Below are 11795 nucleotides of genomic sequence, written 5' to 3' on the forward strand. Positions count from 1 at the left end.
ACGGATTTGATTGATGTATAGGCTAGCAGGCTGACCTGAACGGTTGGCAGCGTGCTTTGGGTACAATCACGGCCATGGATGATGTCTCTGAAATTCTCGACGGTCTCAATGATGCCCAGCGCGAGGCGGTCGGCGCGCCGCCGACGCACATGCGCGTGCTGGCCGGGGCCGGCTCGGGCAAGACCCGCGTACTGATTCATCGCATCGCCTGGCTGATCGGCGTGGAGGGCGTCTCGCCCCAGTCGATTCTGGCGGTGACGTTCACCAACAAGGCCGCCGGCGAGATGCGGGGCCGGCTCGAGCCGATGCTGCGGATTCCGGCGCGCAGCCTGTGGGTGGGCACGTTCCACGGCATCGCGCATCGCCTGTTGCGCATGCATTTCAAGGAGGCCGGGCTGCCCCAGGCGTTTCAGATCCTGGATTCGGACGATCAGCTGCGCCTGGTCAAGCGCGCCATGCGCGGCTTGGGCGTGGACGAGCAGCGCTGGCCGCCCAAGCAGATGGCCGGCTTCATCAACAGCTGCAAGGACGCCGCCGAGCGCCCCGGTAATCTGGCCGATAACGGCGACTATGCCCGTACTCAGATGATCGCCATCTACAAGGCTTATGAAACCGCGCGCGAGGCGGCCGGGCTGGTGGATTTCCCCGAGCTTTTGCTACGCGCCTATGAAATCTGTCGCGATGACGCCAGCCTCTTGGCGCATTATCGCAAGCGGTTCTCGCACCTCATGGTCGACGAGTTCCAAGACACCAACGCGCTGCAATATGCCTGGGTACGCCTGCTGGCCGGAGATACCGGCAAGGTGTTCATCGTGGGTGACGATGACCAGTCGATCTATTCCTGGCGCGGCGCGCGGGTCGACAACATCCTGTCGTTCGAAAACGATTATCCCGACACGCACACCGTGCGCCTGGAACAGAACTATCGTTCGACCGGCACGATTCTGGGCGCGGCCAACGGGCTGATCGGGCACAACCTCACCCGGCTTGGCAAGGAGTTGTGGACCGCCGGGGTCGACGGCGAGCCGATCGATGTCTACGGCGCTTTCAACGAGTACGACGAGGCGCAGCACGTCATCACCCAGATCCAGAACTGGATCGCTGGTGGCGGCACGCGCTCGGATGCCGCGATCCTCTATCGCTCCAACGCCCAGTCGCGGGTGCTGGAAGAACGCTTGATCGCCGCCGAGATTCCGTATCGCATCTACGGCGGGCAGAAATTCTTCGAGCGCGCCGAGATCAAGGACGCGCTGGCCTATCTGCGCCTGACCCAGTCCCGATCCGACGACGCGGCCTTCGAGCGGATCGTCAACACGCCCACCCGCGGCATCGGTAACACCACGCTCGACAAGATCCGCGCGCATGCCCGCGGCGAGATGATGAACCTCTGGCAGGCCGCGGCCGACCTGGCAGACGGCACGCTTTCCGGGCGTGCGGCCAAGGCTGTGAACAACTTCATCCAGCTCATCGACGAGTTGGACAACACCCTCGAGGGCATGGCGCTGCACGAAGCCGCCGAGACCGTGATCCGGGCCACCGACCTGAAAACCCACCACGGCAAGGGCGGCGACGAGAAAGCCGAATCCCGTAAGGACAACCTCGACGAACTGGTCTCGGCCGCCCGGGCCTATACGCCCGACGACGACGAAACCATGGACGAGATCACCCAGTTTCTGGCCTATGCCTCGCTAGAAGCGGGCGAGAACCAGGCGGGCGAATGGGATGACTCGGTCCAGCTCATGACCCTGCACTCGGCCAAGGGCCTGGAGTTTCCGCTGGTTTTCATGGTGGGCATGGAGGAGGGGCTTTTCCCGCATCAGCGCAGTGCGGAGGACGAGAACGGGCTGGAAGAAGAACGCCGCCTGGCCTATGTCGGTATGACACGGGCCATGGAAAAACTCTATCTCTCGCACGCCGAAGTACGGCGTATCCACGGCAGCGAGAACCTGTGTGCGCCGTCGCGGTTCCTGCGCGAAGTACCGGCGGAATACCTGCGCGAGACCCGGCCCCAGGCCGGGATCAAGCAGCCGGTGTTCCGCCCCGGGCGTATCGGCCAGAACGAAACCCAGGCCGGGGGCCTGAAACTGGGCATGCGGGTCGCGCACAAGAAATTCGGCGAAGGCACGGTGCTGGCCTTCGAAGGCGACGGCGCCCGTGCCCGCATTCAGGTCAACTTCGACGCCGTGGGCGCCAAATGGTTGATCGCCGGCTATGCCAAGCTGGATCCGGTCTAACCCCTAAATGTGTAAACCCACCAGGTTGTTCACGTCCAAGCCGAGCCGGCTGATTGGTGTGTTGTAGTCGAGGCTGGCATGCGGCCGGTGCCAATTATAGTGATGCACCCAGTGCGGCAGATGGGCGGCGCGCTGATCCGAATGCGCGTAGGATCGCGCATAAGCCCATTCGTGTAGTGCCGTCTGGATCAGGCGCTCGGCCTTGCCGTTGGTCCGGGGGCAATAGGCCTTCGTGCGGCGATGGCGGATGCCCAGTCGCCGGCAGGCCTTGGCGAAAACACGCGATTTGTAACAGGGCCCGTTGTCCGTGAGCACGCGCGTGATACGCACGCCCAGACGGGCGTAATAGCGCACAGCCGCGATTAGCGCGCGCCAGGCGCTGGCGCCCGTCTCATCGGGCTTGATGGTCGCCCAGCTGATTCGGCTGTGATCGTCGATGGCGACATGCACGTACTCCCAGCCGGCCCCGCGAGACGCCCCGGCCTGGCGGCTGCCGGTCACCCGATGGCCCGGCCTGTCGAAGCGGCCGAGTTTCTTGATGTCCAAATGCAGCAAATCTCCGGGCGCGTCGTGTTCGTAACGCTGAATCGGCGGCGCTGGGTCGAGGGCGCTCAAGCGATTCAGGCCAGCGCGTTGAAGCACATGAGCAACTGTCGCAACCGGGGTGCCTACGTCACGACTGATATCGCGATAGATACGACGTTCGCGCCGCAGCGCCGCGATCCTCTGTCGCTTGGCCTCGGGCAATCGATGCGGACAACGCTTGGGGCGCGAACTGCGCTCGGTCAACCCCTGATCGCCTTGATCCCGGTAGCGGCGTAGCCACTTGTAGGCGGTGCGTGCGCTCACACCCATTGCCTGAGCTGCCTCGATCGGACGCAGGCCATCTTCAACAATACGACGGACCAGCAAGGCTCGACCATGAAAGGTCAAACGCGCATTCTTGTGTGTGTTCATCCGGGTTGCCCCTGTGGTTTAACGGATTCGATACCCATCAACCTCGGGCCCGTGGCCCGGATGAACAACCTACTGATAGATCACACCTAGACCCACATCAGCGCCAGAGCCAGGGTCACGGCCGCCGGCCAGACCCACTCGTGGTTGGCGCTCACGCAGCGCCAGCTGAAGCGTTGCGTATCGCCGCTATGCCACGGCATGAGCCGCGGCCAGAAATTTGGAACGTGGGCCGCGTGGCGGTCCAGCGCCGGGCCGAAAAACCGGCGTAACTGGCCGTATTCGCGGCGATACTTGCGCGGGAGGTAGCCGCCGAAAAAGATCAGAAGCCCCAAAGCGCCGGCGGCCCACAGGGCAATACCCGGCGTGTTATACGGGTTGCCTGCAGCCAGAAACAACCCCGTCATCACCAGCGCCGAGCCGAGATAGGCCGGATTGCGTGTGTGTGCATAGGGCCCGGTGGTCACCAGGTGCTGGTTCTTGCGCAAGTGCCCGAAGCTCCAGATTCGAAGGCCCAGCCCGCTCGCGCAGAGTAGGGCACCGCCGCTGAACGCCGGCAGCCAAGGACATGCCAGCACCAACAGGGCCAGTGATGCGCTATAGACCAGAAAAAGCCGCGGCGTAAGCCGGCGCGCCTTCAAACGCGTAACAAGGCGTGCGTTCTGTATGGCCTGTTTATCTGGATAGATTGGCCTGCCAACCGCCTGTTTGTCGGGTGGGCCTGACGAAAAAGACATGTGACGACCGGGCTGAAACCATACCGGCAAGCCTGTTCCAGGCCGTGTTCGATAGTTGTTCGCCGTGCTTACGAACGTGTAACGCGGGCCTGCTTACGCTTTGTCGGTCTGTTTCGACTCTCGATACCCGTACGCCACGTGCTTTCTCGCCTCGGCCATCTGTTTTTTCGTACCCGCAACGGGTTGTTTCCGTTGTTGCTGGTTATCGTTTGTGGCGTGTTCTTGCCCGTGCCGCTGGACCGGGCGGGGGCGCCGTGGCTGATTGGCGGGTTGCTTGTCCTGTTGGCCGGCCAAGGGCTGCGGGTGGTGACGATCGGGCTGGACTACATCCAGCGCGGCGGGCGTGACGGGCGTATCCATGCCGAGCGGTTGGTCACCGGCGGCGTCTTCGCGCTATGTCGCAACCCGATGTACACCGGCAACGTGCTCATGGTGCTGGGATTTTTCCTGCTGACCGGTAACCCGGCCGGCGTCGTCGTTGGCGCGCTGATGGGCGGGTTTGTCTATCGCGCCATCATCGCTGCCGAAGAGGGCTTTCTTATCCGGCAGTTTGGTGAGGCCTATCTTGATTACTGTCGCGACGTGCCGCGCTGGATTCCCGCGCCTGTGGCGTTGTTGCAGGTGGCCGGCGGGCATCGGTTTGACTGGGCAGCCGTGGTGCTACGCGAGTACGGCACGTTGTTCACCACGGTGTTGATCGCGGGCGCACTGGTCGCTGTTCGAGCACTCGAGGCCGACCGGCTGATGGCCATGGCCCCGGCGCTGGTCGCTGTGCTGTTACTGGCCGCGGCGGGCTGGGCCGTGGCGCGATTTCTCAAAAAAAGCCGACGTCTCAAGCCGGGACGCAAACGCGTGAGTCGTGCATGATTGAAACGATCGATCAGGTTTTTGATACCGACTGGCACCCGGCCGATTTCGCCTTCGATGCCGGTGTCGCGCGTGTGTTCGATGACATGGTGTCGCGCAGCGTGCCGTTCTACCACGAGGTCCAGCGCATGCAGACCGAATTGGCGGTCAGCCTGCTGCCGGCCGGCCCGAGCCGGGTCTATGATCTGGGCTGTTCGACGGCCACCACCCTCATCAACATGGCTGCACATCCGGCGTGCCCGGCTGGTGCCTCGTTCGTGGGTATCGACAACGCGCCGGACATGCTGTCACGCGGCCGGGCCAAGATCGCGGAGGCTGGTCTTGATGAGCGCATCGAGCTGTCGCCGGGCGAGCTGGATGAGAGCCTGGCGCTGGCCGGGTGTGACATGGTCATCATGAACTGGACGCTCCAGTTCGTGCGCCCGGTGGCGCGAGAGGCGTTGGTACGGCGTGTGGCATCGGCCTTGAAGCCCGGTGGGGTACTGTTTCTGTCAGAAAAGATTCTGGTGGCCGAGTCTTTGCTCAACCGGCTGTACATCGAGTTCTACTATGATTACAAGCGCACGCACGGCTACAGCGACACCGAGATCCGCAACAAGCGCGAGGCGCTGGAGAATGTACTCGTCCCGTATCGAAGCGATGAAAACCGGACATTGCTCTTGCGCTGTGGCTTCGAGCGGATCGATGCGTTTTTTCGCTGGTACAACTTCGAGTCGCTCGTGGCGATCAAACCGAGCCCTGCGGCCTAGCCACGCATGAACGGCCGGCTTCGTGTGCTGATCGTCGAGGACGACGCCACGCTGGCCGCCAATTTGGGCGACTACCTGGAGGAGCGCGGCCACGAGCCGGATTTTGCCAGCGACGGACGGATCGGATTGGCGCTTGCCATCAGTCAGCCTTATGACGCCCTGATTCTGGATTTACGATTGCCGGTGCTCGACGGCGTGAGCGTGTGTCGGCGTCTGCGCGCGCAGTGTCAGGTGTGTCCGGCTATTTTGATGCTCACCGCACGCGATACGCTCGATGATCGTATCGAGGGGCTCGAAGCGGGGGCCGATGATTATCTGGTCAAGCCGTTCTCGCTACGCGAGATGGATCTGCGTCTGCAGGCTATCGTGCGGCGGCATCGTCCGGTGATCCAGAGCCCGCTCGTGATCGGCGAGCTGGAACTCAAGCCCCAGGAGCGCTGTGTATATTATCGGCAGCGGATCATCGATCTGTCGCCGATTGGTTTCGTGATGCTCGAAACCTTGATGAGCGCTTATCCGGCGTTGGTGTCGCGCGCCGATTTCGAGACCCGTATCTGGGATGATGAGCCGCCCAACTCGGATGCAGCCCTGCGTGGGCATGTGCATCGTCTGCGCGAAACGCTGGCCGCCTGTATCGGCACCGACGTGATCCAGACGGTGCACGGCATGGGTTACCGCCTGCTCGATATCCCGTGAGGTCACGTTGGTTGTCTTGGCAGCGTCTATCGAGCCTGCGCACGCGCTTGTCGTTGGGATTCCTGTTGGCCACGTTCATTGCCTGCACGGCTTTCGCCGTTGCCACGCATGAGGTCGTGGATGTCATCCAGGATAAAATCATGCGCGAGACACTAGCCCGCGAACTGGACATGCTGGCCGCCCAGCAGCGCGCGGGCATGACGCTCGTGACCCAGACACTGGCCAGCCGGCGTGTGTATGTCAGTGCGCATCCGGATCACGATCCGGCGTTGCCGCCGGTTCTGGATAAGATCAATCAAGGGCATTACCGCACTGTTCGCCTGCATGGGCACACGTTTTCTGCCAGCCGTATCGATACCGTCCGGGGCAGTATTTTTCTGATGATCAATATCGACACAGTCGCTGCGCTGAAGTATCGGCTGATCCAGCTGGGATGGATGACGTTGGCCGCTACTATCGTGCTGGCACTGCTGCTTGCTTTCGTTTTTTCGTCGGTGATTCTGCGCCCGGTTCATCGGCTGGCGGACAGGCTGACGGCCACCCAGCCCGGGCAGGCTCATACGCCGATTTCTGCCGGTTATGCCGATAAGGATCTAGCCCGTATCGCGCGTAGCTTCGATGCCCTGGTGGCCCGCTTTGACGCCGCTATCGCCCGTGAGAAAGCATTCACCGAGGACGCCAGCCACGAGTTGCGTACCCCGCTGGCGGTGACCGCGGGGGCCGTGGAGCTTCTGGCCGGCATGGACAACCTGGATACACGCGCGCAGCAGCGCGTGGCCCGGGCGCAAGAGGGCTGTGCGCGCATGGCGCGCTTGATCAGTGCGTTACTGTTTCTGGCGCGCGAGCAGGGCGGCGGGGCCAGCGATCACAGCGATGCCGCCCGGGTGGTTGGTGATGTGTTGTCCTACCAGCAGGCGGCCCTGGCCGAGCGGCGGATCGAGGCTGTCGTTGAGACCGAGGCGACCCCGCTAGCCGTGCCCGACGGTGTGATCTACAGCGTGCTGCACAACCTGATCGAGAACGCGATCCGTCATACCCGCGACGGCCAGCTGTTCGTGCAGGTATCGCCCGAGCGGATCCGTATTCGTGATACCGGCAGCGGCATGTCGGCCGAGACCCAGGCCCATGTCTTTGCCCGACGCTACCGCAGCGCTAATAGCCCGGGCCTGGGGTTGGGCCTGTATCTGGTGTATCGCATCTGTGAACGACAGGGCTGGTCGATCGCGCTGACCAGCCGTGAGCAGGTCGGCACCACCTTCGATATACGGCTGGACGGGGCTGTGTGATCTAGGGCGCGTCTAACATCTGTCTTACACGGCGCGCCGCAGACTCCAGCGATCGCTTTGCTGTCTGCACGGTGTGCCATGAGCCTGCCTGATCCCCCGTCGTCTCGCGGCCACGCGATACCTGCCCGCCCACAGCTGGGTGTTCCGCTGCTGACCTGTCTTGTCGCGCTGTTCATTGTTGGCGTTGACAATAGGGCGCTCTGGCACGAGCTGGCGGACGTATCGCATATCGGCCAGATGGCCGGGCTGGGTTTTACCCTGGCCATGGGGGCGTTTCTCACAGCGGCCATGGCGTTGATCTTCTCGGTCTTTGCGTTTCGTTGGGTCTACAAGCCGTTTCTTGTCGTCGTACTGCTGTTGGCGAGCGTCATCGGCTACTTCATGCAGACCTATGGCGTGGTGATCGACGACAACATGATCCGCAACACGCTGGATACCGATACCCACGAGGCCCAGAGCCTGGCCAACGCGGCACTGGTCGTGCATATCCTGCTTTATGGCGTGTTGCCGAGCCTGTTGGTGGTCTGGGTAAAGATACGGCGGGCTGTGTGGTGGCGCCAGGCGCTGATACGCATCGGCTTTGGGCTGCTGTTGGCGGTGGTGGCCGGCGGCGCGCTGGCCAGTCATTACAAATCGTTCTCCCTGACCCTGCGCGAGCATCGCGCGCTGCGGATGTATATCAACCCCACGTATGCGATCTACGCCGCGGTGAAGCTGGCCAAGGGCGAAGGCAAGGCGATACACCATACGCTGGTGCCGATCGCGCCGAACGCGCATCGGGTGGGTGCCCACAGCGTGCATCGCAGGATTCTTGTCGTGGTGGTGGGCGAGACCACGCGCGCCGCCAACTGGGGGCTGTCGGGCTATGCCCGACCCACCACGCCCGAACTTGCCGCGCGCCGCGATATCGTCAACTTCGCGCAGGCCACATCCTGTGGCACATCGACCGCGGTATCCGTGCCGTGCATGTTCTCGGACAAGCCACGCCAGGCTTTTGATACCGATCGCGCCGGCTATACCGAAAACCTGCTCGATGTGCTCCAGCGGGCCGGTATCACGGTGCGTTGGGAAGAAAACCAGCCCGGCGGTTGCAAGGGCGTCTGTGCGCGGGTGCCCACCACCCACGTCAACGTGCTGAACGTGGCCGGCATCTGCGACAACGGGCAGTGCCGCGACGAGATATTTCGTGATGATCTAAAACAGCGTATCGCCAATACCTCGGGCGATACCGTCATCGTGCTGCATACCATGGGCAGCCACGGCCCGGACTATACCGACCGCTATCCGCCAGCGTTTCGTGTCTTTACACCGGTCTGTGATTCCAACCGGCCCCAGGACTGCTCGCGCCAGGCGTTGATCAACAGCTACGACAATACCGTGCGCTATACCGATCATATGCTCGCCGGCCTGATCGATGCGTTGTCAGCCCCGGGTATCCAGGCCGACACGGGTTTGATCTATCTCTCCGATCACGGTGAATCGCTCGGCGAGAACGGGATCTATCTGCACGGCTTTCCGTATCTGCTGGCGCCCGAGGAGCAGACCCGTATTCCGATGATCATGTGGCTGTCGCCAGGGTTGCGTGCCGATACCGGGATCAGGGCAGGGTGTCTGGTCAACCGTGCCCAACAGCCCGCCAGCCAGGATGATCTGTTTGCCAGCGTGTTGGGGCTTATGGGGGTGGACGCCGAGGACTACGATCCGCGGCGGGATATCACCGCCGGCTGTCGCGGGGCATAAGGCCGTGGCCATCGCCCAACGCGGGCCCTGTGTCAGCGCCTAATCTGCCTGGCGGATCATGGTCTCGATGCCGTTGGATTTAAGCCGCTGGGAGAGCTCCTGGGCGCGCCCGGCCGAGTCCACGCGCGTGGACTGAACGCGATAGATGGTCTTGCCCGAGCTGGTGTTGACCGAGGTGACGTCGGCGGTTACCCCCAGCAGGGCCAGCTGGGCCTTGCGCCGGTCTGCGTCGGCGGGGGTCGAAAATGCCCCGGCCTGAATGACGTAAGCGCGGCCGTTGGCCGACGGGGCCGGGCGCTTGGGCTCGGCCGGGCGTGATGTTGGCGCAGGCGTTGCCGGCTCGGCCTCGTGTGGCTCGTGGCCCGCCGGTGCCTCGGCTCGGCTCTTATGCGCGCCCTCGGAAACATCGACGTGATAATTCGGCAACATCTTGTAGAACGAAAACCGCGGTTTTTCCTCGGGTTGGGTGGTTTTCTCCGGTGTCTTGGCTTGTTGCGCGGCCTGGTCGTCGGCGCTCGATTGGCTGGCCGTATTCGATGTGTTTTCGGTGGGCAGGGCGATATTCATTTCGGCCGTACCGCCGGGCGTGCCGGCCGGGCGCGCGAAGATATAGTAGCCGGAAATCAGCACGATACCCACGAACAGCCCGGACAGGCCCCAGACCCAGCCCGGCGTGCGGCCGCGCGGGGCGCGGTTGCTCGTTGCGGTGTTCTTCGCCCGCGCGGGGTTTTTCGTTTTTGCCGGGCGCGCGGGCGGGTTGCGCCGGTTGGTCTTGGCCCGCGTGTTCTTCGGCGCATCGCCGTTGTGGCGCGATGAATAATCCCGTGCCATGGCTAGTGTCGTGCCTGCAAAGTCACATGCGCTCCGGGGCCGAGATGCCCAGCAGATCGATGAGCCCGTTGGCCAGCACTTGCCGGGTGGCGGCCACCAGCGTCAGGCGGGCGTTGCGCAGGCCCGTATCGCCGTCGAGGAATTTCTGGGCGTTGTAGTAGCTATGAAACGCATCGGCCAGATCGCGTAGATAGTGCGGAATCGCCTGCACGGCCGATTCCTCGGCAGCAGCGGCCACGACTTCCGGGTAGCGCGACAGGGTAGTGATCAGGCGCTGTTCGTGCTCGCTGGTCAGCTGCGTCAGATCGGCATCGTCGCGCTGCCAGGCGAGATCCTGTTCATCGGCCTGGCGAAACACCGCACAGATCCGGGCATGGGCGTACTGGATGTAATAGACCGGGTTGTCTTCGGACTGGCTGCGGGCCAGGTCGATATCAAAGGTCTGCTGTGAATCCGGTTTGCGGGCGACCAGGAAATACCGCGTCGCATCGCGCCCGACCTCGTCGATCAGGTCGCGCAGGGTGACGTAGGAGCCAGCCCGCTTGGAAAGTTTGACCTCTTCACCGGCCCGCATGACGGTGACCATCTGGTGCAGAATATAGTCCGGCCAGCCGGCGGGGATACCGATATCCAGGGCCTGCAGGCCGGCGCGCACGCGGGCGATGGTGCCGTGGTGATCCGCCCCCTGTTCGTTGATGGCCCGGCCGAAGCCGCGCTCCCACTTGGCCCGGTGATAGGCCAGATCGGGCACGAAATAGGTATAGCCGCCTTCGGCCTTGCGCATGACGCGATCCTTGTCGTCGTCATAGTCCGTGGTTTTCAGCCACAGCGCGCCGTCAGCTTCATAGGTATGGCCGGCGGCCACCAGGGCCTCGACCGTGGCCTCGACCCGGCCATCGGCGTACAGCGCCGATTCCAGGGCATAGTTGTCGAACACGACACCGAAGGCACGCAGATCCTCGTCCTGCTCGCGGCGCAGATAGGCCACGGCAAATTCACGGATCGCCCCGTGATCGGTCGCATCAGCGGTGGCCGTGACTTCGCGGTCGTCGGCGGTCACGGTCTCGCCGGCCAGATAGGCCGCGGCCACGTCGGCCAGGTACTCGCCGCGATAGCCGGCCTCCGGCCAGTCGGCATCGGCCGGGGTAAGCCCGGCACAACGCGCGGCCACCGAGGTGGTCAGGTTGTCGATCTGTACGCCGGCATCGTTGTAGTAGAACTCCCGCGTGACCGACCAGCCCGAGGCATCGTACAGACGGGCCAGCACGTCGCCCACGGCGGCCCCGCGCCCGTGGCCGACGTGCAGCGGGCCGGTCGGGTTGGCCGAGACGAACTCGATGAGCACCTTGTCACCGCCGCCGATATCTGACCGCCCGTAGGCCGAACCGCTGTCCAGCACGGTCTCAATGGTGCGTCGGAACGCGTTCGGGTTCAGGAAGAAGTTCAGAAAGCCGGGGCCCGCGATTTCAACACGCGCGATGGTGTCATCGGCCGGCATGGCGTCGACGATGGCCTGGGCGATCTCGCGCGGGTTGCGCCGGGCGGCCTTGGTCAGCTGCATGGCCAGGTTCGAGGCGAAATCGCCGTGCGCGGCGTCTTTCGTGCGCTCGACGTGCACGTTGGCAGGAATCTCGATGTCCGGCAGGGCACGGGCAGCGGCATCGGCCAGAAGGCCTTGAACGAGTGCTTTCAAGTCGGCTC

The 11795-nt window shown here is 63.5% G+C and carries 10 protein-coding genes; 6 read left to right on the forward strand and 4 right to left on the reverse strand.

What is annotated here, in order from left to right; genetic code table 11:
• Positions 1-74: 74 nt before the first annotated feature.
• Complete coding sequence (gene uvrD / locus SAJA_RS03930) at positions 75-2234, forward strand: DNA helicase II (protein ID WP_123657360.1); 2160 nt, start codon at positions 75-77, stop codon at positions 2232-2234.
• 3 nt (positions 2235-2237) lie between these two features.
• On the opposite strand, the gene SAJA_RS03935 is transcribed toward uvrD, so the two are convergent.
• Complete coding sequence (locus SAJA_RS03935) at positions 2238-3191, reverse strand: IS481 family transposase (RefSeq protein ID WP_123657361.1); 954 nt, start codon at positions 3189-3191, stop codon at positions 2238-2240.
• Between the two features lie 86 nt (positions 3192-3277).
• Positions 3278-3925 carry a methyltransferase family protein gene (locus tag SAJA_RS03940; RefSeq protein WP_123657362.1) on the reverse strand — a complete coding sequence of 216 codons (648 nt, stop codon included), beginning with the start codon at positions 3923-3925 and terminating at the stop codon, positions 3278-3280.
• 138 nt (positions 3926-4063) lie between these two features.
• Here SAJA_RS03940 and SAJA_RS03945 point away from each other — a divergent pair, with 138 nt between their 5' ends.
• The 5 genes from SAJA_RS03945 (at position 4064) to SAJA_RS03965 (ending at position 9263) form a co-directional block, all read left to right on the forward strand.
• A complete protein-coding gene (locus SAJA_RS03945; protein WP_184999735.1) occupies positions 4064-4792 on the forward strand; it encodes a methyltransferase family protein in 729 nt (242 codons plus the stop codon).
• Positions 4789-5541: a carboxy-S-adenosyl-L-methionine synthase CmoA gene (gene cmoA, locus SAJA_RS03950; protein ID WP_123657364.1), complete on the forward strand. Its 753-nt coding sequence runs from the start codon at positions 4789-4791 to the stop codon at positions 5539-5541. The genes SAJA_RS03945 and cmoA overlap by 4 nt, the downstream gene beginning before the upstream one ends.
• Before the next feature lie 6 nt (positions 5542-5547).
• Positions 5548-6237 carry a response regulator transcription factor gene (locus SAJA_RS03955; RefSeq protein ID WP_123657365.1) on the forward strand — a complete coding sequence of 230 codons (690 nt, stop codon included), beginning with the start codon at positions 5548-5550 and terminating at the stop codon, positions 6235-6237.
• Complete coding sequence (locus SAJA_RS03960) at positions 6234-7523, forward strand: sensor histidine kinase (RefSeq protein ID WP_123657366.1); 1290 nt, start codon at positions 6234-6236, stop codon at positions 7521-7523. The genes SAJA_RS03955 and SAJA_RS03960 overlap by 4 nt, the downstream gene beginning before the upstream one ends.
• Before the next feature lie 78 nt (positions 7524-7601).
• A complete protein-coding gene (locus tag SAJA_RS03965) occupies positions 7602-9263 on the forward strand; it encodes a phosphoethanolamine transferase (RefSeq protein ID WP_123657367.1) in 1662 nt (553 codons plus the stop codon).
• 39 nt (positions 9264-9302) lie between these two features.
• Here SAJA_RS03965 and SAJA_RS03970 read toward each other — a convergent pair whose 3' ends face one another.
• On the reverse strand, positions 9303-10094 hold the full coding sequence (locus SAJA_RS03970; protein ID WP_123657368.1) for an SPOR domain-containing protein: 792 nt from the start codon (positions 10092-10094) through the stop codon (positions 9303-9305).
• A 22-nt stretch (positions 10095-10116) separates the two neighbouring features.
• Positions 10117-11787 (reverse strand): arginine--tRNA ligase, encoded by a 1671-nt coding sequence (gene argS, locus SAJA_RS03975; RefSeq protein ID WP_123657369.1) that lies wholly within the window; start codon positions 11785-11787, stop codon positions 10117-10119.
• Positions 11788-11795 lie beyond the last annotated feature (8 nt).

It is taken from the genome of Salinisphaera japonica YTM-1 (assembly GCF_003788585.1).
Classification (GTDB): domain Bacteria; phylum Pseudomonadota; class Gammaproteobacteria; order Nevskiales; family Salinisphaeraceae; genus Salinisphaera; species Salinisphaera japonica.

Bases quoted from the DNA above. Each gene is read 5' to 3' on its own strand.
- SAJA_RS03940 (WP_123657362.1), bottom strand. From the start codon at position 3,925: ATGTCTTTTTCGTCAGGCCCACCCGACAAACAGGCGGTTGGCAGGCCA.
- SAJA_RS03935 (WP_123657361.1), bottom strand. From the start codon at position 3,191: ATGAACACACACAAGAATGCGCGTTTGACCTTTCATGGTCGAGCCTTG.
- uvrD (WP_123657360.1), top strand. From the start codon at position 75: ATGGATGATGTCTCTGAAATTCTCGACGGTCTCAATGATGCCCAGCGC.
- SAJA_RS03965 (WP_123657367.1), top strand. From the start codon at position 7,602: ATGAGCCTGCCTGATCCCCCGTCGTCTCGCGGCCACGCGATACCTGCC.
- cmoA (WP_123657364.1), top strand. From the start codon at position 4,789: ATGATTGAAACGATCGATCAGGTTTTTGATACCGACTGGCACCCGGCC.
- SAJA_RS03955 (WP_123657365.1), top strand. From the start codon at position 5,548: ATGAACGGCCGGCTTCGTGTGCTGATCGTCGAGGACGACGCCACGCTG.
- SAJA_RS03970 (WP_123657368.1), bottom strand. From the start codon at position 10,094: ATGGCACGGGATTATTCATCGCGCCACAACGGCGATGCGCCGAAGAAC.